Raw genomic sequence first — 26,769 nt, forward strand, 5'->3', positions numbered from 1 at the left:
TTAAGCACGCCGCCAGCGTTCATCCTGAGCCAGGATCAAACTCTCGTTTAAAAATCTTAATTCCGATTCGACTCGGATTTAAAATCAAAGTTCGTTCCAGGTCAAGAAAACTACTAGCTTTCTTATCCCTTTTACTGTTTTAAGGTCGACATTGTCATTCAATGTCCGTTCTGAATTTTCTCTTAAAGAATCTTCAGGGTTGTTGTCTATTATTTAATTATCAAGGATCTTTTTCTTTGGTGTCGTCTCAGCGACAGCTTATTTATATTATCACATTCACAATCGCTTGTCAACAACTTTTTTATTTTTCTTTTTTGCTGTTTGTTCCAATCATCTCTGTCGTTCGAAACAGCTTAATTAATATACCATGTCCTTTTCTAATTGTCAATATTATTTTTATTTTTTATTTTATTCGCGCAATTCACACAATTCAGTTTTTTACTTTCTATCATAACTACAGTTTTAAGAATGCACTTCGAGCCATAATTTCCGATCTTACATTTTAACAAAACACTACGTCTCCAATATTGTTCTTTTGTCTACTTACTGTTATAATTGCTAGACGGAGGTTCTTTTACTTATGAAAATACAGCTTTTATCAACATTAAAAAAATATAAAAAGGATTATTTAAAACAGGACATTTTCTCTGGTATCATTATAGCCGCTGTATCTATTCCCATTTCCATGGGATATGCACAGATTGCCGGGCTTCCTCCGGCTTATGGCTTGTATGGTTCTATTCTTCCTATATTATTATTCGCAATTTTTTCTACATCAAAACAATTTATTTTTGGTGTAGATGCTGCTCCCGCTGCTCTTGCAGGCAGTGCGCTGCTTTCTCTTGGTATTGTTCCCGGATCTGAAGCTGCGTTGAATTATATACCGATTTTGGCACTTTTTACTGGTCTGTGGCTTCTTTTCTTTTACATTATAAAAGCCGATCGGATTGTAAACTTTATATCAACCCCTGTTATGGGCGGATTCATCAGTGGAATCTCTTTAACTATTATCTTCATGCAGATTCCGAAACTTATGGGAAGCTCTGCAGGATCTGGTGAAATCATCGAACTTGCAGAACATATTTATGCCGCCGGTCAGGATTTCCACGGGATTTCTCTCGGATTAGGACTTGGTACATTACTTATTATAAGAATATGCAAAAAATGGATTCCAAAATTTCCAATTGCAATTCTTATCATGGCTGCAGGCGTAGTATCTACTGTGTATTTCCATGTTGACGCAAAGGGTGTGGCACTGCTTGATTCTGTTGGAACCGGACTTCCGCCATTTTTCATTCCTGACTTTAGTCAGGTAGATCTGGCTCAGGCTGTTGGGCGTGGACTGATGATTTCACTGGTTGTAATGGCTGAAACTTTGCTTGCAGAAAACAATTTTGCTTTCCGCAATGGTTACAATCTGAATGACCGCCAAGAAATCTTAGCCTGTGCTGCCGGTAATGTTGCCTCTGCATTTGTAGGTTGCTGCCCGGTGAATGGAAGCATTTCCCGGACATCTATGAACGAACAATATGGCGGGCACTCTCAAGTAGTTTCCATTGCTGCAGGCATTACTATGGCAATTCTACTGTTATTTTTCACAGGCTTCATTGGATACCTGCCGATTCCGGTTCTGACCGCAATTGTGATATCCGCACTTATGGACGTTGTAGAGGTTCATTTATGTATCCGCCTCTTCCGACTAAGCAAACAGGATTTTTACATTTTCATGGCAGCCTGTATCAGTGTATTATTTTTAGGAACAATTTACGGTGTGCTCATCGGTGTATTGCTTTCATTCTTTGCCGTTATCACAAAATCCGCGAATCCAACTCGTTCTTTTCTTGGTGTGATTCCCGGAAAAGATGGATATTATGACCTTATAAGAAATGTACATGCGTATCCTATCAAAGGCGTTGTCATGTACCAGTTTAATGAAAACCTGTTTTTCGCAAATGTAAAGATTCTTCAGGAAGATCTTGAAGATGCAGTCAGTCCTGATACGCAAGTTGTAATCATTGACGCAAGAGCAATCAACAACATCGACATTACTGCTGCAGACCGTCTTGCGGAATTATCTTCGCGTCTGACAGACCTTGGAATACATTTTTATATCACTGAACATACTGAAAAATTGAACCAGCAAATGCGTCAGTTAGGTGTTGAACATCTGATTCGCGAGGGACATGTCCGCCGGACAATACTGGCTGCTCTTCACGACGCAGATATTTACGCTCCATATGAACTGGATATCCCGGATTCTGAAAAAGAAAGCGTAAAACTAAACCTGACATTTCTTCCTGCAGAAGATGAAGATACACTGGAGGAATTTGCATGGGCTTATGGTGATCAGGTAGTCGAGGAAATGGAACATGAAGTTCACCACATCTTAAATCATATTCACGGATTAAAGGATATTGAAGAGATTCTTGAAAACGGTCTTGTAGACCACCTTGAAAATTGGCATTCTCTTGGTGCCTTTGATGAGGACGAATTACTTCGCCGTATCGAGCTTCATCTCAATGAGTTGTCACAGGCACTGGCAGAAAACCAACCATTAGTTCTTCAGTTAATTGAAAAACGAAGACGTATTTTAAGAGACCGTGTTCTACGTGAACATCCGGAAGTCTTCGATAAGTTACAGAAACATCGCCGAAAGCTTGAAGAACGATTAGAACTTCAGCGTGCAAGCGTAGAACCTCAAGAACAAACACCTCAGCCAAATCAAACTTTTGAAAAAGAAGACGTTCCAGCGCAAGAATCTGATGTGGCACAAGATTCCGGTGCGGCACAAGATTCCGATGTGGCACAAGATTCCGATGCAGCACAAGATTCTGATGTGGCACAAGATTCCGGTGCGGCACAAGATTCCGATGCGGCACAAGATTCTGATAATATACAAAAAGAATATGAACTTGACGAGAATACTGCCGAACAGGAATCCAATCTTGAGCGACAATTTCTAGAATATATTCGCCGACATTAATTCAAAGATTTCCACTAAACGCATACAAAAAAAGGCAACACATACACGACGCATGTGTTGTCTTTTTTCGTTCAATATTTCTATTTTTTCTCTTTATTACTTTCATATTCTTTCAATGCTTTTAATGCCTGACCACCCATGAGATACAGAATTCCAGTGTTAAATATGGTCATAAGACCAATTCCTACATCCCCCAGATCCCAAACAAATGTATAAGCTGCAATTCCACCAATGAACAGCATTACAAGTGCAAGTACTTTATAAGCAGTCTGCCAGAACCATTTATCGCCAAAGAGATAGGATACATTACTTCTTGCGTAAAAGAGTATTCCTAAAAATGTCGAGAAACTGAATAAAAATAATGTAAGTGCTATAAAGATTACACCAAATTCTCCAAGATGATATTTCATTGCTGACTGTAGTAAATCCATTCCTGACTTTCCGGCGACTACATTTTCCGGTGCCAACAGCATGATCATTGCAGTACAGCTACAGATCACAATGGTGTCAATAAATACTCCCAGCGCCTGTGTAAGTCCTGCTTTTACCGGAAAATCACATTCTGCTGCCGCTGCCGCACATGGTGCTGATCCAGAACCCGCCTCATTTGAAAACAGACCTCTCTTTACGCCGTTCATAAGAACTGCACCAAATCCTCCAGATACAACCTGTCTGATTCCAAATGCCTCCTCAAAGATTCGACCAAATACGCTTGGAATACTTTTCATATTTATGAGAATAACAAAAATCGTAATGAAGAAATAACATACAGCCATAATCGGCACGATCAGGTCCAGAACTTTTACCGTCGCGTTTTTACGAAGGACGATCACTGCCGCAACTGCAACAAGGACAATCGTTGTATAAAGCGGTGGAATATGAAATGCATTTTCAAAAGAAGATGCAACTGAATTACTGATTACCTGGCTGATTCCACACCAGCAGATCAGACCGGAAATTGCAAACAGGACTGCAATCAAGGTATGATTTTTCTTCTTTCCTGTCTTTTCTTCCATATAGTGATGAATATAGTAAGCCGGACCTCCACGGTATCCTCCGTAAAGTGGATCTTTTTCTTTGTGAATCTGTGCCAGCGTTGCCTCTACAAATGCTGTTGAAGAGCCAATCAGGGCTGTCACCCACATCCAAAAGACCGCTCCTGCACCTCCTGCGGAAATTGCAGCTACAACCCCGACAAGATTTCCCATGCCGACTCTCGTCGCTGTTGATACGATCAACGTCTGAAACGTGGACAGACTGTCTTTATTCTCCTTCTTTGACATCAGTGCCCGAATCATATCCGGGAACAAACGCAAAGGTAATACTTTTGTCCGCACTGAAAAATAAATCCCTGTCGGAATCAATAATATAATCAGCAATGAGATTCCCACACTATCTCCACCCGGCAATGGAACATGTATCAAATCTCCCCACAATAATGCATAAATTCTTTCAATTAACGATACAACCATTTCAGAAATATCCTTTCTGAGCTCTTTGTCACTTTAACGCTCTGCACTATCATACTATATCTCAATATATTGTGCAAATACTTTTCATGAAAAAACAATTTCCTGCAATACTCTTCCGACCGCCTGTGAAAAATCACTGATATTTCGAATCTTAATCAGATTTTGCCCAAAAATCTTTCCTGCTACTTCTCCAGAGCGCGCACTTCCCATAAAAATTCCGATCACCTGAATTCCTTTTTGTTTCAGATTCTGCACTTCTTTTGCAGTATCTTGAATCGCAAGCAGATCTGTGTATTCTTTATTTTTATAAAAAGCACCTTCTCCACTATCCTGATCATCCTGCGGGCTTGCATCTGTCAGTACGAGTAAAATTCTTTTTCTTTTTTCGCCGTTCTCCATCAAGTGTCCTGCCGCCCGAAGTGCAAGTCCATCGCGATTGTTTCCCGCTGCAACATACCGGAACAGTTCATCCTCTCTCTCTTCTTTGCAATTAGGGAAAATGTGCAATATCGTATAGCCGCGGATACTGCAATAAGAATAAATCTGTACCGGAATCTTACATTGTTTCAGACTTTTGGATAAAATATACGCCTGTGCCGCAATCCGCTCCTGCATCTGCTTTCTCGAAGAAGAGGCATCTATGAGAATATCAACAGAAAATCCAGGAATTTCTACCTCTTCTTTTCTCTCAAATACTCTTGGATCGTCCAGATAGACTGCTTTCCACACTTCCTGTGGATTTAGTTTTCCGTGAGCTGCTTTCTCTGAAAATCTCTCTTCTTGTTCCTCAAGACAAATCTTTAGCTTTTCTGTAAGTCTTCGAATGGCATTCTGATAAATCGAATAATTCTGTTCATAATGTTTTTTATTCTTCTCATATTGTCTGGCAGTCTCTGCCTGAAATTCTCTAATTTCCTTTTTTTCTCTTTTTCCTTTTATCTTGGATAATTCATTTTCACCAGTATATATCTTATTTCTGTTTTTTTCTGTCTCCGACTCTTTCAGGCCATCCTCCCTTGCTCTTGAATTCCCTTTTGTAAATAAAAGATGACAATTTTTATGATTTCCCACACACAATTTTTGTTCTATTTTTTCCTGGTATTCTTGCGAATAGATACTCTTCCCAAAACATGCCTCTACATATCTTTTTGTTTCTTCCGGATTTCTCTGTAGCGGCAACTGGAATATATAGTGTCTGCCTCGCTCCATTATTCCCGATTTCCCATCAAAAAATGTATTTTGGTCATCATAATTTCTGGCACGTACATAAGTAGCACTTACTTTTCCAAAAGACTGAAATGCTCCGGATACCTTCTGCAGAAAATAATTTCCTTTCTTCTTTTCAGTCGGACGATACGCAAAATATTTCCACAGATTTTCTCTTGTCTGTTCCAGAATTTGATCCGTTGACATATCTTCTGAAAAAGAAAACGCATGTAAAATCTGCTCATCTTCCTCTTTTAACCCTGATGACTGTCCCAAAATTTCTCTGCAATGTCCGTTTCGTATCTGATCAATTCTGGAATACTCTTTATATTTCCGATAACGTCTCAGGCTTTCTCTGGCATACTCTTTCCTCAAATCCAAAAGTGCTGTCCTTTTCTTCTCTTCTTTTTGATACAATGCATTTTCCAGCCCAATCCAGAGAAGCCCTTCATATAACTCCTGGTTCTTTCCTCCTAACTGATTAAAAAATACGTCTATTTTTTCCTGATCGTACCATTTATATGCCAGTCCGATAATCAGGTTCAAATACATATCTGCTGTTCCATCCGGGGAAAAGGCAAGAAACATCGGTTCAAATTCATACTTTTCTGCTGCAGTCCATATAAAATTACGTGCTCTTTTCGCTTCTATTAATTCCTGCTCTTCCATTCCTGTCACCTTGTAAATATTTGCATATTTTATTATTTTTTGCGAAAAACATCCTTTCTTTGGATTTTTCTTGAAATCCTTGCCTGAATCGTATCCCGGATCAATGTCTGCTCATATGGATCAAACGATTTGTTCGCAATTCCCATATCTAGCGCTGTATGAATATCAAGTCCTTTTTCCATCAGATCGATTGCTCCCAAAAGGCCTCGAAGATCCAGTGCCTTAGAAGAAATCTCAGCATTTTCACATTTTTTCTGTAAATCTAAAAATAATGCTGCTAACTCTTCTGCCGCATCTTCCCGGATTGCCGGAGAGTTCTTTCTTATCAGTTTTATCAGGCTTTCTTTGGCAATCATCGGCATCTGAATGACGGCAAAACGTGACACCAATGCTTCATTCAGTTCTTTTGTGCCGGAATATCCATAATTCATGGTTGCAATAAACCGCGTTGCAGGGTGAAGTTCTATTCTTTCATACCCCGGAACGTCAATGGCCCTACGAAAATCCAATGTTGCATGCAGCACTGCCATAGCTTCACTTTTTGCCATGTTAATTTCATCCAATACCGTAAAACCACCTGTTTTTGCTGCTGTATATACCGGGCCGGGCCGGAAAGTCACTTCACCGCCGCGAAATGTATCCATCCCTATGAGGGAAGCAGCATCCATATTCACATGAAAAGACACATCCCATCGCGGCCGCATAAAAACTCCGGCCAGATTCTCAGCAAACAGATTCTTTCCTGTCGCCTTATGTCCGACAAGCAGAAGATTCTGCCCGCATAGAATAGCTGTAATTGCCTGCTCCCACACATCTTTCCCATAATAAAACTGCTCCAGCTTTGGAATTCTTTCCTCATAAGATTTTTCTGCCGGATAACTTTCACGAAATTTTTTTATCTCATCAATCAAATCATCTCTGATTCCAAGTTCTCGTAATTTTTCTAACAAATGCTGTCGCTTCCCTTCTGTTCTAAACTTACCATCTATACTTCTTTTAGAGATTGCCTACATCTCCTGGATGCTATAAAACTCCAAACAATTGATTGATATTTACATTGTCATCAATAATTCTGCTACTTGGCTTTTTTGCATTAGCAAGCATGGTTTCCACTCTATTTTCCAGTGCCACATCTATAAATTTCCCCATATTAATTCCACGCAGTTCAAAGAAAAGTGCCGGATTTTCATCCAGCCGCACTCCGACGCCATATAACGCTGCTGCGACATGCTTGCACATCAATGCCCAGTCAGGACAACTACATCCGAAACTAATTTCACTTGGATTCGGAAAAAGTCCATTTTCACCTGCAAATAATTCTTTCATGGCAACCGGGAAATTTCCCGCCAGCAATTCTTCCATACTCTCAATCTTTTCACTGCATTGTTCAATGATATTCTGACAATGTTCCTGATTGAGCGGACTGATCCGTATCTCCACCTTGTATGGGGTTTTTCGTCTCCCCTGTACTTTTGCTTCTATTTTCCCCTTCTTTATCTGAAGATCCACAACCGTTCCCGTTCGGACATAACGTTTTCCGCGTTCCAGCCTTGACTCATAATCTGCATATCTTTCCAGATTCTCACACCATGCATTTCCCCACCATGTCTTCGTAATCTTTCTGCCTTTGACTATAATTGGATGAACTTCTTTTCCTTTTTTCCGTTGCTTTTCAATACTTGCCCCGGCATTCTTTTTCAACAGTTCGCCGCTTGGCTGTTCAAACTGCTGCCTTTCATCCCAGTATTTTTTCATTTATTTTCCCTCTTTTTTCGTTTCATATACTTATACAATATTTTGTTCTTTTTATTCTTCAAGCCGAAGCAAGGAGAACAGCTCTTCATTATTAAGATCTGTAATCCATTTTTCTCCACCTGATCCTATCACATTTTCAGCAAGTTCCTTTTTTGAATTAATAATTGCATCTATTTTTTCTTCAATAGTACCTTTGCTTACAAACTTATGAACCATTACATCTTTTGTCTGTCCGATACGGAACGCACGGTCGGTCGCCTGATTTTCAACTGCCGGGTTCCACCAGCGGTCAAAATGTATCACATGATTTGCTTTCGTGAGATTCAGCCCTGTTCCTGCCGCCTTAACAGACAACACAATAAACGGAACATATCTTTCACCTTGAAATTTTTCAACTATTTCTGTCCTGCGTTTTACAGGTGTACCCCCATGGATCACATACCCTTTTGCATGAAAAATTCCCGTCAGATATTCTGCAAGATATTCTGTTATTTCCTTAAACTGCGTAAACACAATTACTCGCTCACGTTTCTCATAAATTGTCTCACACAATTCTTTTAACAATGCAAACTTACCGCTGTCTGCCGGGCTATAATCATCCTGTCCCAGATACTGATCCGGATGATTACAGATCTGTTTCAGTTTTGTAATTGTGCCAAGTACAATTCCTCTTCTTTCAATCCCCTCTGCTTCAAGAACACGTTTTTCCATATCCGATACAGCTTTTCGATACAATACGGTCTGTTTTCTGGATAAGGCAGCATAATCTAACATTTCCACTTTTTCCGGTAGATCAGAAATAATATTTTTGTCAGTTTTCACTCGTCTGAGCATAAACGGACTGATCATAGATTTCAATTTTGCATATTTTTCCGGATGCTCTTCTAATCCCTTGCAAAACTCATGAAATTCTTTTGAAGCCCCTAAAAGGCCATGATTAAGGAAGTCAAATAATGACCAAAGGTTCGTAAGATCATTTTCAATCGGTGTACCAGTCATAGCAATCCGCATCTTACTCTTCATTTTTTTGATCTCTCTTGTCTGCTTCGTCGTTGGATTTTTTATTGCCTGCGCCTCATCAAGAATCAGACAATCCCATTCTTTTTCCTTCAATGGTTCTATTTTTGTCGCCATTGCGTATGTTGTAATTGTTAAAAATGGTAATTCCTCTTTTGCTTCTTCTGCCAGTTTTGTTGATGGCTTTCCGTGCAGGATTACACTGTTCATAGCAGGGACAAATTTATCTTTTTCTCTCTGCCAGTTTCCAATCAAAGAAGCCGGAACGATTAATAATACTTTTGCATCTTTATCTGTTTTTCTCAATTTTTCGAGATATGTCAGAACCTGAATTGTCTTTCCAAGTCCCATATCATCTGCGAGACATGCTCCAAATCCTAGCCGATTCATATAGTTCAACCAGCTATAGCCGCTTTTTTGATATGGCCGTAGTGTTGCTTTCAAAGTCTTCGGAACAGCTACACTTCGAATTCGATTCGGTTCCCTGAGATTAAGAAGCATTCTCGACATCCACACTCCATTTGAAACTACAATTCCAACATCTGGAAGGATTTTGTCATTTCCCATTTCCAGTTGAACTGCATCTCTAAAAGATAAGCTCTCTGGAATATCCTCCATTTCTTCCAGAAGCTTTCTTAATTTTTCATGATTGACTTCAATCCATTTTCCCTTTAAAAATGCCAGTCCTTCCGTCTGTCTGAGCAACTGCTCAATCTCAATTTGTGTCAGTCTGACTCCATCTACTTCTAATGACGGCTGAAGAGAAACAAGTGCATCAAAGCCTACCATGGATGGTTTTTCTTCACCCAGTTTTACATTGACAGATAACATGGAATTTTTCTTTCTCCACCAATTAGGTATTCTGCATAAAATTCCTGTCTCTTCGATTTTCTCGATATCTTTTAAAAATGAATATGCATCATCCACTGTGAATTTCAGCGTGTGAAACATTTCTCCACTTTCCATTAATTCCGCGATCAAAGGAGAGACTTCTGCCGCGCGATTTAAACTCGATAAAAGAGTAAGGAGTTTTTCTCTGTCGTCTCTATATTCAGTCAACGCATATTGGAGCGGCATATGCTGTACGCTTCCATCTGACTGCCTGGATGCATAGGTTGCTATAAATGCAAATGGAGCATCATCATTTTTACTTTCTACAAGATGAAGGAAAATACGCTCTGGCACATGCAGGCTTTGATTTCTCTCTGCCAGATACATTGCCACTGAACCTTTATAGTTTCTGATCTGACCTTGAAAAATTGTTTCCAATTCTGAAAATCTGTTTCGTATCCACTTTTCATCAATAAATTCTGTTCCGATTGCATATGGGGTTGCATTAAGCAACCGTTCAATGCATTCCTGTGTCGGAGCTACTTTTATCTTATCCCTTGCAATTTCCAGCTCCGGAAGTCTGGTCAATTCTTTGAAAAATGCATCGGATACAAGATAAAGGAAATATCCTGAAACTGTAAGTTTTGATGGACTCTCTATATTTCCCATATCATATAAAAATTCTGCTGATTCCTCGTCTTCTGTTTCTTCTCCTGTATTTTCCGGATAGAATCCGTTTTTTGTAAAAATGTACTGTCTTTGCATATTGAAATCTCCGTTACTGTTTTTTTCCACAACATTTTTTATATTTTTTTCCACTTCCACAAGGGCATGGATCGTTTGGATACACTTTCTTCTCTTTTACAATTGGCTTCTGCACCGGCATTCTAAAATCATCATAAAGATCATTATAAATATCCGCTTTCTCAAGTGTATCGGAAAAAACCTCCAGCTGTGACTCTATCCATTTCAGATCTTCTGCCTTTTCCAGATGTTGTGCCAATAATCTCGCCCGTTCAAAAAGCAACTCATTTTCCATCGTACAGCCAATCCCAATAACTTCTCTACGAATAATTTTGTAGGCTTCTTCTGCTCCTTTTTCTTCCTGTACACACCAACTCCAGACGCTCAAGGCATTCTGGTTATGTGGTTCTTTTTTCAGCCAGTCTTCAAACCATTTCCGTCCCTGTTCAATTTTGCCTTCTGCGTATAACTCTTCCCCGATTGCAGATTTAAAATTGCTGCCATCATCAAAGCTAAAGTTTAGCATTTCCAAGATTCTACTACAGAATTCTACACGCTTTTCGTGCTCACCTGCATTTCCAAGTTCCATTTCAAAATCCTGCAACCATGCATCTATCGGATATTGATAATCCTGTGATTCCATAAGTTCTGTAATTCCAATTTTATACTCTGCATTTTCAACAATCTTCTGAAAAATCCCCCAGGCTTTCCACCATAATGGAATCATTTTCTCATAATTCTGTTCATACTGAGCTTCATAGCCCTCCTGAACTAAATTGTCCCATTCGTCCCATTCTGTCAGAATTTCATGTGTATCTTCATAATCTATGCACTGCTGCACCATGTTTCGTAACGCCTGCGCATATCTTTTTTCATCATAGGGCTGATTTTCTTTCATTACATCATAAATTTCTTCTATTACAACCGCACCTATTTTTTCTTTCGCTTCACTCACAGAATATCCTGCGTCAATCAGTCTGTTGTAAGATTCTCTCGTCACAGGCGGGTCATTTTCTCTTAACTGATTATCTACAACTTCCAATATCAGTTTCTTTAATCTTAAGTTTGCCATTTTTCTTTTCCTCACATTCTTTATTTTTCAACATAACTACAGACACGAAAAGGCTGTATCCTTTTTGTATATTGAATTCAAGAATGCCAAGGCATTCTTGAATTTTCTTCATTTTCATGCAAATCAATATCTTCAACCAGCAATTTGCCAATTTCCTTGTATGTTCTTAGAAGAGTATTATTCACTTCAACTGCAACATGTGTTCTTGCCTCTTGAAGTAATTTTTCGATTTTATTTATCATCCTATTATCCGCTAATTCATCCCTGATTCCTCCTTCCTATATCATCAACTAACAATCTCTACACTTATTATATCATTCCCCCCTGATAGTAGTTGTAAAAACTTCACATTTTTCATATTTTAGAGATACTTTGTGCTGTACATAATGCCGCCGAGGATGTCAAGTCATTGCTGCAAAAAAATATGCGGCTTTTTTGCCACGAAAATGGCTTAAAACCGCATATTTCTCTATAGAGGATGTTATATACTTCTGGCAGTTACTTTATCACTCTCCATCATTTTGATCTCTTCAGCTGCATTCAAGACATTCAGCTGATATTCAGCAATCTCTTGTAATATTTTGAATCTTTCTCCTTTTTCTTCACGCAGCATCTGTGCATTATGTGATTCCAGATTGGATAGAACTGTTAATTCATTAATTGTTGCAAAATCTCTGACATTGTTTTTCTTCGCAAGTTCAGGATTTGCCTCTCTCCATGCTTTCGCCGTAAATCCAAATAATGCTACATTTAATATGTCTGCTTCTTCCGCATATGCAAGCCATTGAAGGTTTTCTCTGTAATTCATTTGAGGAAGCAAGTATCTTTTTACAGCATCCGTCTGGATCAGATAATTATTTTTACTTAAAAACCGTTTTGCATCCCATTCCTTTTGTTCAGAATTGTTTTCTTCTTCCTTTAACCGTTGAAATTCTTTTATCAGATATAGTTTAAATACCGGACTGATTGCAGATGCAAATTCAAATGCAATATCTTTGTGTGCATATGTGCCACCATATTTTCCACGCTTTACATATAATCCTATAGCATTCGTTTTATTAATCCATTCCGCAACGCTTAATACAAATGTATGTAAACCCGCTTCAGATTTAAAGTGGTCGAATTCGACCACTTTAAAATCAGGATTATAAATCATTTCCCACGTTCCTAAAAATTCTAATGTATTTCTATTTCGTAGCCAGTTTTTCACAACATCAGCGCTACGTGATTCTCCTGTTTTAGCTTTTGCAATATCCGTAATACAAATATAATCATCCAGTTCTTGTTGTGAAATTGAAATTGGTACATCTTGTACATTAATTATTCTATTCTTCATCCACTTCTTCCTTTTCTGCAAAATTTCCCATTTTTATCCTATATGCTAATAATCTAAAAACATAATCTGGCATTTTTCTTGTTCCTCTTTCCCATTCTGTTACGGTTCTGTAAGGAATTCCGAAATACTCACAAAATTCCTTTCTGTTCATTCCAGTACTTTCTCGTAATTCTTTTATTTCCATTTTTCTCCCACCATTTACACATTGTGTATATATTATAGCATATTTTTTCATTTATTACAACATCTATCATCTTCATTTCGGAATACTCTCTGCAAGACAGAGCCGCCCATATCCCACCATTTCATTTGGATATTTTTCAATCCCCGGAAATGGTTCCGCCCCTCTTCTCAGATAAGCCTTGACCTTCTCCCCATACAGATAGCTGTCATTTCCTCTTACAATTCCCCACTCCATTAAAAGTGCCGCACTCCCCGTCACAAATGGTGTGGAAAAAGACGTTCCGCTGAATTGCATCACGCTTCCTCCAACAGATATCGTGCTCACATTTACTCCCGGCGCCACAAGATCTGGTTTGACTGCACTTGCACTTTCTCCGGTCAGTGGTCCACGCCCGGAAAAATCTGCATAGGAAAATGTCAGGCTGTCATATGCTCCTACTGTGATTGCCCGCATCGCAGTTGCCGGATTTGTAAGTGTCGTGCTGCTTACTGGTCTGAGAAATCCGGTTCCCGGATTCAATGTTCCTTCGCCTGGGATCCACATTTCATAATGTCCATCCACAATTTTTCTCGGTGTCAGAACCATTGTCCACACTCCGCTGTTTATATAGCTCCCGCGTGGGAGGAAATCCAGATAGATCTCCTGGTTTGTGCTAAATGGACTTGGCTCCCCGTAATACAAAAGTATTTCTGTTGCATCGACAGTAAATCGCTGTGTTCCAAGCTGCTCCTTGACTGGCCCGATACGTGTACCTGTAGGCGATACAATTGAAATATCTATCTGATCTACATATCTTTTCCAAATCTGAACATTTAACGATGGCTGTTTTTCCTGCACTGCCAGCTCAATCTCCTGTTCTCTATTTGCTCTGACATTTTCTGATACTCTCCCAGATGTATGCCCTGCGGTTGCCCCTTCATTTCCTGTTCCGATACAAATGCAACTCTTCCAGATATTAGAAATGTCATTAATAAATCGCTCTAATAATGACGTTCCGTCTCTGGCTCCGTATGTATTGCCAAAGCTGATATTCACAGCCACCGGCATTCGCAGCTCTTGTGCTTTGCGTATAACATAATCAATTCCCTGCATAAGCTCCGTCGTCCTTGGAAATCCCCCAGACATAGGATTTCCAAGTTTTACTACAATGAATTCGCTTTGAGGGGCAACTCCTGCATAAACACCGCCGCTTCCTCTTCCATTTCCAGCCGCAATAGCGGCTACCGCCGTTCCGTGTCCTGAAATATCACGCGTACGGATAGTTATCGCTTCCTGTGTCACTATATTTTTCGGTGTTATTACATGATAAAAATCTGGAAAAGCAGCATCTATCTCTTCCTTTGTATACTCCACTCCCATTCCATATCCTTTCGGCACATGCTCCCCCTCCACCGCCTTTAATGACTGATCCCACAGATAACGGATTCTCGTTGTCCCGTCTTCATTCCGAAAATCAGGTAGTGTGTAATCAACCCCGGAATCTATGACTGCCACAAGTACTCCCTGTCCCGTAAGCGAAAAACGGGCGTCCTGTACCTCATTGATACAAGACACCCGTTTCCCATTTCGTACCTGGAAAAATAATCGTTTTGGTTTTTCCACATATTCTACTTCTACAATCTGTACCAGATCCGGTATCTGTGACTGACGTATATGAATAATAGCATATTCATTTAACAGCTCTGTAACTCTCTCAGAAATCTGTCGGACTATCTTTAAATTACCGGAATATTTGATAATCAACTCCCACACCTGGTCCACAGGATTATATCCTACATTCAATTCCTGAGATCGTTCACGTTCACTTTCCGTGGCATTCAATGCCTGATTCAAGAGATTTTCTAATTTCTGACTCTGCATTTCTACTCCCTTAAATGAGCTCAGGCATCAAATATGGTGCCAATTCTACCGGAATAAAATAGCCTCGATCATAATGACAACTTGGACATACAGGCGGTGCCATTTTTCCTTTTTGAATATGTCCGCAATTCATACACATCCATTCCCCTCCATCTGGATTTTCAAAATACTGATTTTTCCCAAGCAGTTCTGCAAGCAATGCAAAGCGACGTCCATGCACAGCTTCTACCTTTGCGATCATGTCAAATGCTCCTGATGCCTGATCAAAACCTTCTTCTTTTGCAATTTTAGCAAATTCCGGATAAACGTCTTCAAACTCCTGCATTTCATTATGCACCGCACTTTTCAGAAGATCTGTCACATTTTCTGCAAGATTTACTGGATACCCGCCACAAATTTCAATCGTCTGCTCTGTCTGACCTCTCAATAATTCATAAAACACTTCCGCGTGTGCCCGCTCCTGATCTGCAGTGAATAAAAAAATCTGGCTAATGGAATACAGATTATCACGACTCGCCTGCTTTGCCGCAATTGTATAACGATTCCTTGCCTGACTCTCTCCTGCAAATGCCCGCATCAAATTTTCTCTTGTCTTACTTTTACTAAAATCAACAGCCATGGTACATACTCCTTTCTTACTTCTATAAGTAGTATGCTCCATGGCTGTACAATTATTCCCTCTTATTCTCTTTGCAGTTCACTTTCAAGAATACCTGTTTTTGTTAATATGTTTTGTTTTTGTGTCATTCTCATACTTTTTCCTAATTAAATCCTATAATTCTTCTTGCCACACTGTACGCAAGAGAGGATATCTTTCGTCCGGGTCTTCCCGGGATGTTCATGGTCTGTCCAAGTATTCCGTAACGGATCTTCATAAATGTCTTGAAATCCTTCTGTTTCAGATATATCCACAGTTCTTTTTTCTTCTCCAGGTTTTCTGTTTTCTTAGATCGGATACATAAAATGGAAGAAACAGTCATCATGATTGCGAGATAATTAATCATATAATTTCTCAGTTTCTTGCATTTTACATTTTTTAATTGGTACATATCAATCATTGCCTTTGTAACAAAAATCTGCTGATCCAGTCTGGATATCATAACTTTCTCATTGACAGACTGATCTTCTCTTCCAATATAATAACGATAAAAATCCACATCCAGGTAATACACTTTTCGCACAAATGGCAACGGATAATACACATAAATATTATCTACATAAAATGTATGTTTTGGAAGCTCTAACTGGCTGAGCTTAAGCATCGCTGTCCGATAAATAACAGAATGCATCAGAATGTACTGATCCAAATGGAACCGTCCGATTTCTTCCCATTTGAAAATCTTATCCTGAGGAAGCACATTACGGTAATGAATACATTTCTTATGGGTTGCTCCTACTTTCTCATAAACATAATTGGAAATGAGCATGTCCACCTCTTCATCTTCAGATTCCAGCTTCTTAAGAAATTCCAGAATCTTCCGAAGAGCCTCGGCATCTACCCAGTCATCACTGTCCACAACTTTAAAATACTTTCCGGTGGCATGTGTAAGTCCTGAATTCACAGCATCGCCGTGACCTCCATTCTCCTTATCCACCGCCTTGATGATCGTCGGATATTTTTCCTCATACTCATGTGCAATCTTAGAAGTATCATCGGAAGATCCGTCATTTACAATTATAATCTCTACATCTTCCCCGCCCACAAGAATACTCTCAATGGCGTGAGACATATATTCCTGTGAATTGTAACTTGGTATTGCAAAAGATATATATTTCATGCATCTTTCTCCTTATATCACATCTTTTTGAATTTATAGTTTCTTTCTTATTATATCACTACTTACCCAAAGCAGAGCCTTAGGAATCTTTTTAAGTATATAGCATCTGTGCACTTTTTCCAACCAAAATTTTTATATCTTTTTTGCAATCTCCTTGTAAAAAATGCTATGATTCGATATAGTAGAGATAAAATTGATAATTTTTCAACAAAAGGAAGGTACACATATGAAAAAGAATCTGATTGTCGGACAATCCGGCGGCCCGACTGCGGTCATTAACGGAAGTCTGTATGGCGTAGTCACTGAAGCCATGAGACACACTGAGGAAATCGACGAAATATACGGTATGATTAATGGAATTGAAGGATTTTTAAACGGACATATGATGGATATGCGTTCGCTCATTGAAACGAACGAACTCTCCTTACTCCGCACAACACCCGGCTCTTACCTCGGGTCATGCCGTTACAAGCTTCCCGAAGATTTAAATGATCCTGTTTATCCATTGTTATTCAACAAGTTTACATCGCATGGTATCGGTTATTTCTTCTATATTGGGGGAAATGATTCCATGGATACTGTAAGTAAATTATCCCGATATGCCAAAAAGATCAACAGCGATATTCGCTTTATCGGTGTTCCGAAAACCATAGATAATGACCTGGTCCACACAGATCACACTCCGGGATTTGGAAGTGCTGCAAAATATGTTGCTTCCATGGTCCGCGAAGTTGCTATTGATGCAAGTGTTTATGACAACAAAAAATCTGTCACTATTGTAGAAATTATGGGGCGTCACGCCGGCTGGCTCACTGCCGCCAGTGCCCTTGCCCGCAAATATGATGGTGATAACCCACGCCTTATTTATCTGCCGGAAACTGCATTTGACCAGGAAGCATTTCTTAAAAAAGTACAGGAAATGCTGGAAACAACCCCAAACTTAGTTGTATGCATCTCTGAAGGAATTCATGACAAAAATGGAACCTTTGTCTGCGAACTTGCCGGTGATATTGGAACCGATACCTTTGGTCATAAAATGCTGACCGGATCCGGAAAATATCTGGAAAATCTTGTCAAAGAGCGAATCGGCGTAAAAGTCCGCTCCATTGAGTTAAATGTATGCCAGCGCTGCTCCAGCGAATACCTGTCAGCTACAGATTTAAATGAATCTGAAAATGCCGGAATCGTTGGTGTTCAGGCTGCATTAAAAGGAGAGACAGGCAAGATGATCACATTTATCCGAAACGGTGATCTTCCTTACGAGCTCTCCTACGAAACTGCCGATGTAAATGAAATCTGTAACATGGAAAAAGCCGTACCATCTGATTGGATCACAGAAGACGGCTGTGATGTCACAGAAACATTTATACAGTATGCAAGACCACTGATCCAAGGAAAAGTGGTGGTATCGGAAGAAAACGGCTTACCGCTTTTTGCTTACCGAAAATAGTTTCCCTACAATGAGGCACAGAATAATCGTGATCAACATATCAGGCAGTGTATTTCCTACCGGCATATCGATATTCATCAGAATTCGATACGCAATAAATCCTATCACCCAGATAATCATATTCGGTACATGCACTGCCTGATTACTCTTATCCAGTTTCAGCAAGAAGAAGTCTGCAATCTGGATTGCAATCATCGGTGCAAATACGGAACCGATGAGATACAGAAAATCTGTAATATTATCCATCGGATATACAATTGCTGCAATCGTTCCAAGCACAGTTACCACGATTGCCACATGTTTTCCATTCCATTTGTTCACAACGGTTTCACTGGAAATTCCTGCGGAATATGCATCCAGAAATGTTGTTGTAACTGTTGAAAATACGATGATCAGAAGTCCGGCGATTCCAAGACCTGCTTTTAGCATGATCTGTGCAATATCATACTCTCCGGTAATAATTGCTGCTCCCATTCCGATCACATACATCCAGCAGCTTACAATACCATAAGTAATTGCGCTGACTGCTGTTGCTTTTACCGGCTCTTTTGCTTCTCTTGTATAATCACTGATCAGTGGAAGCCAGGATAATGGCATGGCAACGGCAAGTTCAACTGCTGCGCCAAATGTCATGCTGTCATCCGATGGTACGCCAGCTCCGCTTCCTGTGAAGATAACTTTGCAAAGAATCAGTGTCAGGATAAATAATGCCGCCATAGCAACCGTGTTTATTTTTCCAAGATTCGTAATTCCAATAACAATCCACAGAATGATCAGCGCTCCGATGACCAGGCACCAGATCCAGCGTCCGGTATTCATGACACCATCTGCTGCCAGTGCTCCATCATAAATCATAATCGCCGTCCAGCCCACAAGCTGCAGCACATTTAACACTGCAAACAGAATACTTCCCTTCTGTCCAAAACTCATTTTTACAGTTTCCATTGCACTTTTTCTGACTTTACCACCGATTACACCTGCCAGGAATAACATAAGGCAGCCGATGATATGTCCTACGATAATTGCAAGAAGTCCTTTCCCCATTCCAAGTGGTGCCAGATAAGTTCCGGTCAGAATCTCCGCAATAGAAACGCCTGCTCCAAACCAGATCAGTCCATTTTCAAATAAACCTGTTCTTTTTTCTTCCATGATGTCTTTCCCTCTTTATGCTTCTTTCTTATATTCTCCCGTAATTGCAAATCCGTGATCCATAGGTCCGCTTCCTTTCCCGAGATCCAGCATCGCAGCCAGTGCTCCGGAAATGTAATCTTTTGCACGCTCTACGGATGTGTCCATATCAAATCCTTTTGCAAGGTTCGATGCAATGGCACTGGAAAGTGTGCAGCCGGTTCCATGTGTATTCGGATTATCAATACGTTTTCCGTTGAACCAACGATAATCACCGTCACGATAAAGCAGGTCATTTGCATCATTCAACTTATGTCCGCCCTTGCAGAGAACTGCGCAGTGGTATGTATCACTGATTTTCTTTGCAGCCTCGATCATATCATCTGCTGAGTGAATCTCCATTTCCGCCAGAACTTCTGCTTCTGGAATATTCGGTGTCAGAACACTGGCAATTGGAAGAAGACGTTTCTTTAAAGTTCCGATTGCCTCTTCACTGATCAGCTTCGCTCCACTTGTCGCTACCATAACCGGGTCAACGACGATATTTTTTGCTTGATACTCTTTCAGTTTATCTGCAATTTTCTCAATCAGCGCACCGGAAGATACCATTCCGATCTTCACTGCGTCCGGATAAATATCTGTAAAAATGTTATCTAATTCCTCACCCAGAAATTCCGGTGTTACTTCCATAATACCCGTCACACCTGTCGTATTCTGTGCGGTTAACGCTGTGATTGCACTCATCGCATAAACGCCATTTGCAATCATTGTCTTAATGTCTGCCTGAATCCCTGCTCCACCACTGGAATCACTTCCGGCAATTGTTACTGCTGTTTTCATTATTTTACCTTTCCTTTTTTACTCTATTTGAAAAATATATCTGCCGCTTTGAAGCTTTCCATATAAATGTCTGCTTCTTCGCGAATCATTTCCTGATCTTCTTTACTTTCTTCGTCATACACGCCAACCGTATGATATCCTGACAGTTTTGCTGTCCGGATCGCATACAATGCATCTTCAAAAACATACAGTTCTTCCGGAGTCCTGCCTAAAAATCCAGCTGCCATATGATAGACTGCCGGGCTCTGCTTTCCAGCTCCTGCCTGCGCGCATGTAAAAATGTGTTTAAAATACTGGCGTACTCCAAGACGTGTAAATGCATGTTCCAGGTGATCTTCATCACTGGCTGTCGCTGCCACGACCGGAATCTTTCTATCTGACATTTTTTGTAAAAATTCTTTTACTCCGGCTTTTAACGGTGCCTCGTAATAGTAGAATTCTCTCACTACATCTTTGATCCCCTGACTGATTTCTTCTACAGATTGTTCAAGCCCATAGCGTGTCCGCATATATAATGCAGCCTCCGGGATAGACATATAATAAATCTTCTCGGCAAGTCCAGGCTCTGCTTCAATCTGCTGACTCGCAAGGTATCTCACACCCGCGTCCTGCCAGATGGACATAGAATCCAGAACTGTCCCGTCTATGTCTAAGATGACACCCCCCATATTCTGTACGGGAACTTTTCCACAACATTTCTGCTTTGATGCATTTTTCTCCACGTCAGATTTATTTTCTAACATGCTTTCACCATCTTCTCAGTGGCTGCTTTCAGCTCTTCTGTTGCTTTCTTAATATCCGGTTTTGCGAAAATAGCGCTGATAACTGCGATTCCACAAAGTCCACAGCCTGACAACTCCTGCACATTATCTTTTGTGATGCCGCCAATTGCGATAACTGGAATATCTACAGCCTCACAAATTGCTTTTACCATCTCATGGTCAACTTCTACTGCGTCATCTTTGGAACTGGTCGGAAATACGGCTCCGACTCCAAGATAGTCTGCTCCGCGCTCCTGAGCGAGAAGTGCCTGCTCCACTGTCTGTGCTGAAACTCCGACAATCTTATCTTCACCAAGCTTTGCCCGGACATCTCCTGCTTCCATATCACTTTGTCCTACATGAACTCCGTCCGCGCCAACTTCCAGTGCAAGCTCCACATCATCGTCCAGCACAAACGGTACCTGATATTTTGCACACAATTCCTTGATTTCCTTTGCCTCCTGAAGAAAAGCATCGTGATCGAGATGTTTCTCACGAAGCTGTACAAATGTAGCTCCACCTTCCAGTGCCTTCTCAACCTGACTGTAAAGTGTCTCTGCGTTCAGCCAGCTTCTGTCTGTCACTGCATAAAGCAGCAAATCTTTTTTATCGCACTTCATATTTTGCTCCTTCGTCTAACTGCTCTTTTGTCATGTTATAAATAGCATCAATAATTCTGTTTCTGTAGGTAGAATTACCGTCACCTTTCTGCATGTAGCTCCATCCAATCTCACCGGCAAGTCCCATCGTACAAACTGCCGCTGCTGCCGCCTCAAGCTTCTGCTCAGGATTTGCAACAAGATATGCTGTCATCAGTCCGGATAACTGGCAGCCTGTTCCTGTAATTCTTCCCATTTCCGGACGTCCATTACGGATCACGTAACATTTTCTGCCATCGCTGACAAGATCAATCGCTCCTGTAATTGCAACTATACTTCCGGATTTTTCAGAAAATGCTTTTGCAAATGCAACTGCTTCGTCCAGATTATCTTCTGTCACTGCGTCAGCTACATCAGCGTCAACACCCTTTGTAGTACCGCTTCCTGCAGCTAATGTCTTGATTTCGGAAATATTTCCACGGATTACATCAAACTTTATTTCCTGCATCAAGTTGACAGCTGTATTCGTTCTAAGAGAACTTGCTCCTGCACCAACCGGATCAAGCAGAACCATGTGATTTAATTCATTTGCCTTATGACCTGCCGCCAACATTCCTTCAATCGTTCTTACATTCAGCGTTCCGATATTAATGTTCAGACCTCCGCAAATTGCAGTGATATCCTGCACGTCCTGCGGCTCATCTGACATGATTGGGCTTGCACCACACGCAAGAATCACATTTGCTACATCATTGACCGTAACATAATTCGTAATATTATGGACAAGCGGTCCTTTTTCTCTAACGTTCTGTAAACATGTACCTAGCATTATTCTCTCTCCTTTTTGTGTTGTGAACATTCGCTGATTTTTATATTGCTAACACAAATAGCAGATATACCTAATAAAAGATATACCTGCTAACATTTACGCATCTCTTTCCCTACGTTGGCATTATCCAAATCAGGTTGCAGGTCAGGGCATTCATCCCAATCTCAGCCTGCTTGATACGCAAGCCCCCTGTTGTTCGTTATTCATTTCATATATATTATACATAATAGACAAAATTTTACAAGTTTATTAATTATAGCACACTTTTCTCTTATAGTATATACATATTTCCTTTGCAATATTCTCAAAAATATTTTTTCACTTTTACTAATATTTTCTTAACGTATCATGACTGTCATCGGTAGTCTTATCAATCCTCTTTACTACTACATAATATCCGTCATCTCCTGCCGGTATTTTCACGCGGTCACCAACTTTATGTCCAAGTACTGCTTTTCCAAGCGGTGACTCGATGCTAATCAGTCCTGCCAGGGAATTTCCTCGGACACTTGTCACAATCCGGTATGTCTCCACTTCTTCATCATCTTCAAAATAAAGATCCACGGTATTATTAATTCCTATCTCGTCTTCTTTTGAATCATCAGACACAATGTTAGCAGTTTTTAACATTCTCTCTAGATAACGGATACGGCTTTCGTTGCGGTTCTTATCCTGCTTCGCTGCTTTATACTCAAAGTTCTCGCTCAAGTCTCCCTGTGCTCTTGCCTCTTTTACTGCTTCCAGCTCTTTTTTACGGACAACAATCTTTCGGTACTCAATTTCTTCCTTTATTTTCTTTACATCACTTTCTGTCAGTTGTTCTCCCATATGATACAGTCCCTTCTATATTAATTGATAATGTTTCATTGCTTTTTCAATTCCGTCATTCATCACACTGTCCGTCACATATTCTGTATATGGATCCAATACAGAATCATGCTCTTTCATCGCTACTGTATGTGTGGCGTATTCGAACATCGCCAGATCATTGCTGCTATCTCCAAATACATATATCTGATCCATGTCATAGCCAAGATATTTCCTCATATACTCAATCCCGGTCGCTTTTGTATATTGCTTTTGAATACACTCATAACTTCCATGTCTCCGATCGATGACTGCCAGATCGTCACGGACTTCCTCTATGAATTTTACTACATCACTTGTCTGATCAGAGAGTAAGAACATTTTATCATAAATGAATCCGCCATCCTCAATATATTTCTTACAACCTAATCCCCAGGCTTTTCCCATGCGCTGTCTAATATCTTCGATTTCCGGAAAACGGGAACTATTTTGGGGAAAATATAGATCATCACTGGCTTCCAGAACTCCTTCCATATGACACTCCTGAATCACCTGTATGTAACGTCTGCACTGCTCCTTGGTCAGTGTACTGTGCATCAGCACATTTCCCTGATAAATGATTTCCGTTCCACAACCGCACACATATCCGTCTACCGGTATGTGCTTCATAGAATCCAATGTGTTACAAGATGTACGACCTGTATTGATAAACACAAGATGTCCGTTTTCTCTCGCCTGCTTCAATGCACGAAGTGTACTTTCCGGCACTATCTTCGTCTGTTCGTCAATCAATGTACCATCTACATCAAAAAATAATGCTGCTTTATTCATTCTGTCTCTCCTCTATATCTAGTTCAAGTCGAACATCCGTGAGACTTGGCGCATGATTCTGGTCAGCAAAGCTGACATATTCCTATCAGAATCACTGCGCATCCTCGCGGAGCGTTTGTCTCAGTCGGAGACCTAACTCCCACTGAAACAAATTTACTACTACTCACCACCTGAAGTGGGAGTCTTCTCGACTGAGATAAAAAGCTGGATTACTGTGATGTATTTCCGTTTTTATCTCGCAATTCCAAAATACTGATCCACTCCATTGGCAATCCCGGTTACGATCTGCCACTGATATTCGTCTGTCGCCATCTTCTGATCTTCCGTCGGATTACTCATATATCCCATCTCCACAATGGTCGTCGGAACCTGTGCCCAGTTGATTCCACTCATGGTATCTGTCTCCCAGACACGCTCTCTTTTTGCTCCGGTCACTGCTACCATCTGATCTAAAATATCTGTAGAAAGTGCCTGACTTTGGGAATATAGATTTCCATTATATGGATTGGAAGCAGTCTGACAGATCGTCATCATGCCGTTGGCACTGCTGCTATCCGAACCATTGGCATGGATGCGGATAAATGCATCGGCATTGGCATTGTTTGCAATCTGTGCACGCTCTGCATTCGATACATTTACATCGTTCGTCTCTCGTATCATCAAAACATCATACCCACGGTTCATCAATTCTTCTTTCAGCTTCATAGAAACAGCCAATGTCAGTTCATATTCCTGAAGCCCTGATGTCTTACCACTTGTCCCGGAAGCCACCTTTGCTTTCATTTCAGAAGAACCTGGACCGACCGGTTCTTTCTCGCTATTCCCCTTTGCCTGATGTCCTGCATCAATCGCAATCAAATGTCCATTTTTCTGCGGCTGTTGTTCATTCGCCTCTTCTGCCTGTGATTGTCCGTCTGGCTGTGATGCCTGTTCCTGCATATCTGTCTGTTCCTCTTGTATATTGTCTTCTTTTTTATCTTCTATATTTAATACCAGTTTGTCTGGATCTTTTTCCTTTGTCTTCGTTTCTTTTTCTGTTGTCCCACAGCCTGTAAGTACCATAAGCACTACAAGTCCCAGTAACAATACTCTTTTTTTCATATTCCACCTCCGTAAGTACTATTCTACCATAACTTTATTATTTCTTAAGTGGTTTTTTATAAATTTTCGATTTGTTTAAGAGTTTCAACATACTTTCGTCACATTTTCCTCTTATACTAAATGACAGATAGTTGAGAAAGACATCAGCTATCCCCCCTCATAGAAGTGCGAAAAGCACTTACTCTCATTCCTTTATATAACTATAACAGCACACGAAGCCTCGCCGGGAACGCACCCGCGGGGCTTCGCTGTGTCTAGAACACTCCTTTCATATCTACTCTTTTCAAATTTCCGTAAACCATGTACAATAAGAATAACGGTATTATCATTCATTGAGAGATTTACCAATTCAAGAATGCCTCGGCATTCTTGCTGCGAGGTGGGAGTCATCTCCCGGCTGATATACAACTGTTAAAGGAGTGCCTATTATGTCTGGGGAACGTAAAAACACTATAACAAAATCTGCAACTGCTAATACAACAACGAAAAAAGGGCTATCACAGGGACAGGCCGATATTCTGATTGCCATCGTAGCCATGACCTGGGGCTGTTCATATCTTCTGATGAAAATCGGGCTGACAGGAATGCCGCCATTCTCTATTATCGCACTGCGTTTTTGCATTGCATTTATTACCGTTGCACTGGTTTTCTTGCCGAAAATGAAGCTGATGAACCTGCGCACTCTTGGATATGGAAGTATTCTCGGACTGCTTCTGTTTGGTGTGTTTGCTTTTCTTGTTCCGGGAATGAAATACACGACCGCTTCCAATGCTGGATTCCTGGTTGGTATTGTGTCTGTATTCGTACCGGTAGTACACAGCTTTTTAAAACACAAACTGCCATCCAAACGTACAACTCTTGGAGTCCTTTTGGCTTTACTTGGAATCTGCCTGCTTACATTTCTCTCCACCTTTACAATTAATCTTGGAGATATTTTATGTATCCTCAGTGCATTTTCCTACACCATCCAGATTATTCTGATGGATCATTTTACAAAAGAAACTGACAGCTTTCTTCTTGGAATCTGGCAACTTGGATTTACCGGTCTGTATGGTGTGATCTTTACATTTTTATTTGAGACTCCCTCACTTCCAGGCAGTGGCGCGCAGTGGGGCGCAATTCTTGGTCTGGCGATCATCTGCAGTGCTTTTGGATTTATCGTTCAGCCAGTTGCTCAAGAATACACATCTCCGGAACATACCAGCATGCTTTTCGCACTGGAACCAGTATTTTCTATGATTTTTGCCTATATTTTTCTCCATGAGAAATTATCTCTGCAAGGAGCAATTGGGGCATTTCTGATTATGGTCGGTGTCGTGATTGCTGCAAGCACCCATGAAGCGTGATTACTCCCTCTTTTCCCGGAAATTTGTTTTATTTTCCTATTCAAGAATGCCTCGGCATTCGGTTTAATGTGCAAAAAATGAGATTACAACTAATCTCCAACGTTGCACTTCTTGATTATTTATAGTATAATTCTAAGTATACTTATTATTGTACTTAAAAGAAAAAATTT

General features: G+C 40.4%; 22 protein-coding genes and 1 pseudogene. 3 read left to right on the plus strand and 20 right to left on the minus strand.

Features of this window, described 5'->3' with window-relative positions:
• The first annotated feature begins 580 nt into the window (after positions 1-580).
• Positions 581-2,983, plus strand: coding sequence for a SulP family inorganic anion transporter (locus G593_RS0106110; protein ID WP_044994169.1), 2,403 nt, complete (start codon positions 581-583; stop codon positions 2,981-2,983).
• A gap of 80 nt (positions 2,984-3,063) precedes the next feature.
• Here G593_RS0106110 and G593_RS0106115 read toward each other — a convergent pair whose 3' ends face one another.
• The 12 genes and pseudogenes from G593_RS0106115 to G593_RS0106175 form a co-directional block, all read right to left on the minus strand.
• Positions 3,064-4,455 (minus strand): alanine/glycine:cation symporter family protein, encoded by a 1,392-nt coding sequence (locus tag G593_RS0106115; RefSeq protein ID WP_022278778.1) that lies wholly within the window; start codon positions 4,453-4,455, stop codon positions 3,064-3,066.
• Between the two features lie 84 nt (positions 4,456-4,539).
• Positions 4,540-6,330, minus strand: coding sequence for a hypothetical protein (locus G593_RS0106120; RefSeq protein WP_029731125.1), 1,791 nt, complete (start codon positions 6,328-6,330; stop codon positions 4,540-4,542).
• Positions 6,331-6,362: 32 nt separating this feature from the next.
• On the minus strand, positions 6,363-7,280 hold the full coding sequence (locus G593_RS0106125) for an AAA family ATPase (RefSeq protein WP_029731127.1): 918 nt from the start codon (positions 7,278-7,280) through the stop codon (positions 6,363-6,365).
• Between the two features lie 73 nt (positions 7,281-7,353).
• On the minus strand, positions 7,354-8,085 hold the full coding sequence (locus G593_RS0106130) for an SWIM zinc finger family protein (RefSeq protein ID WP_029731128.1): 732 nt from the start codon (positions 8,083-8,085) through the stop codon (positions 7,354-7,356).
• Between the two features lie 51 nt (positions 8,086-8,136).
• Positions 8,137-10,698, minus strand: a complete 2,562-nt coding sequence (locus G593_RS0106135; protein ID WP_044994188.1) for a DEAD/DEAH box helicase — start codon at positions 10,696-10,698, stop codon at positions 8,137-8,139.
• A 13-nt stretch (positions 10,699-10,711) separates the two neighbouring features.
• Positions 10,712-10,801 (minus strand): annotated as a pseudogene (locus G593_RS21450) (SEC-C metal-binding domain-containing protein); the annotation flags it as partial.
• Positions 10,802-11,826: 1,025 nt separating this feature from the next.
• Positions 11,827-11,991 (minus strand): hypothetical protein, encoded by a 165-nt coding sequence (locus G593_RS20075; RefSeq protein ID WP_155961784.1) that lies wholly within the window; start codon positions 11,989-11,991, stop codon positions 11,827-11,829.
• 239 nt (positions 11,992-12,230) lie between these two features.
• Entirely contained in the window at positions 12,231-13,085 is an 855-nt protein-coding gene (locus G593_RS0106155) for a KilA-N domain-containing protein (protein WP_029731131.1), read from the minus strand.
• Entirely contained in the window at positions 13,075-13,269 is a 195-nt protein-coding gene (locus G593_RS0106160; protein ID WP_005340033.1) for a helix-turn-helix domain-containing protein, read from the minus strand. Before G593_RS0106160 ends, G593_RS0106155 begins: the two co-directional genes overlap by 11 nt.
• Positions 13,270-13,341: 72 nt before the next feature.
• The gene (locus G593_RS0106165) at positions 13,342-15,129 is read right to left on the minus strand and encodes a S8 family peptidase (protein WP_029731132.1); all 1,788 of its coding nucleotides are present in this window, start codon (positions 15,127-15,129) and stop codon (positions 13,342-13,344) included.
• A gap of 10 nt (positions 15,130-15,139) precedes the next feature.
• A complete protein-coding gene (gene rbr / locus G593_RS0106170) occupies positions 15,140-15,748 on the minus strand; it encodes a rubrerythrin (protein ID WP_005340028.1) in 609 nt (202 codons plus the stop codon).
• Between the two features lie 142 nt (positions 15,749-15,890).
• Positions 15,891-16,907 (minus strand): glycosyltransferase family 2 protein, encoded by a 1,017-nt coding sequence (locus G593_RS0106175; RefSeq protein ID WP_022278693.1) that lies wholly within the window; start codon positions 16,905-16,907, stop codon positions 15,891-15,893.
• Between the two features lie 226 nt (positions 16,908-17,133).
• Here G593_RS0106175 and G593_RS0106180 point away from each other — a divergent pair, with 226 nt between their 5' ends.
• On the plus strand, positions 17,134-18,357 hold the full coding sequence (locus G593_RS0106180; protein ID WP_022278662.1) for a 6-phosphofructokinase: 1,224 nt from the start codon (positions 17,134-17,136) through the stop codon (positions 18,355-18,357).
• Here the strand turns inward: G593_RS0106180 and cytX are convergent.
• The 8 genes from cytX to G593_RS0106220 all read right to left on the minus strand — a co-directional run bounded on the left by cytX (position 18,331) and on the right by G593_RS0106220 (position 25,253).
• Complete coding sequence (gene cytX / locus G593_RS0106185; protein WP_005340021.1) at positions 18,331-19,506, minus strand: putative hydroxymethylpyrimidine transporter CytX; 1,176 nt, start codon at positions 19,504-19,506, stop codon at positions 18,331-18,333. The two genes, G593_RS0106180 and cytX, sit on opposite strands and share 27 nt — an antisense overlap.
• 15 nt (positions 19,507-19,521) lie before the next feature.
• On the minus strand, positions 19,522-20,325 hold the full coding sequence (gene thiD / locus G593_RS0106190; protein WP_029731133.1) for a bifunctional hydroxymethylpyrimidine kinase/phosphomethylpyrimidine kinase: 804 nt from the start codon (positions 20,323-20,325) through the stop codon (positions 19,522-19,524).
• Positions 20,326-20,348: 23 nt separating this feature from the next.
• On the minus strand, positions 20,349-21,068 hold the full coding sequence (locus G593_RS0106195; protein ID WP_029731134.1) for an HAD family hydrolase: 720 nt from the start codon (positions 21,066-21,068) through the stop codon (positions 20,349-20,351).
• Positions 21,062-21,706: a thiamine phosphate synthase gene (gene thiE / locus G593_RS0106200; protein ID WP_022278659.1), complete on the minus strand. Its 645-nt coding sequence runs from the start codon at positions 21,704-21,706 to the stop codon at positions 21,062-21,064. The genes G593_RS0106195 and thiE overlap by 7 nt, the downstream gene beginning before the upstream one ends.
• Complete coding sequence (thiM, locus tag G593_RS0106205; protein WP_029731135.1) at positions 21,693-22,514, minus strand: hydroxyethylthiazole kinase; 822 nt, start codon at positions 22,512-22,514, stop codon at positions 21,693-21,695. Before thiM ends, thiE begins: the two co-directional genes overlap by 14 nt.
• Before the next feature lie 327 nt (positions 22,515-22,841).
• On the minus strand, positions 22,842-23,342 hold the full coding sequence (locus G593_RS20080) for a GreA/GreB family elongation factor (protein WP_005333729.1): 501 nt from the start codon (positions 23,340-23,342) through the stop codon (positions 22,842-22,844).
• Positions 23,343-23,357: 15 nt separating this feature from the next.
• Positions 23,358-24,152, minus strand: a complete 795-nt coding sequence (locus G593_RS20085; protein WP_029731136.1) for a Cof-type HAD-IIB family hydrolase — start codon at positions 24,150-24,152, stop codon at positions 23,358-23,360.
• A gap of 231 nt (positions 24,153-24,383) precedes the next feature.
• Positions 24,384-25,253 carry an N-acetylmuramoyl-L-alanine amidase family protein gene (locus tag G593_RS0106220; RefSeq protein ID WP_029731137.1) on the minus strand — a complete coding sequence of 290 codons (870 nt, stop codon included), beginning with the start codon at positions 25,251-25,253 and terminating at the stop codon, positions 24,384-24,386.
• A 428-nt stretch (positions 25,254-25,681) separates the two neighbouring features.
• On the opposite strand from G593_RS0106220, the gene G593_RS0106225 reads away from it, so the two are divergent.
• Positions 25,682-26,599, plus strand: a complete 918-nt coding sequence (locus G593_RS0106225) for a DMT family transporter (RefSeq protein WP_029731138.1) — start codon at positions 25,682-25,684, stop codon at positions 26,597-26,599.
• Positions 26,600-26,769: the final 170 nt, after the last annotated feature.

Origin of the sequence: Dorea sp. AGR2135, from assembly GCF_000420885.1 — a bacterium.
GTDB classification, from domain to species: domain Bacteria; phylum Bacillota; class Clostridia; order Lachnospirales; family Lachnospiraceae; genus Dorea; species Dorea formicigenerans.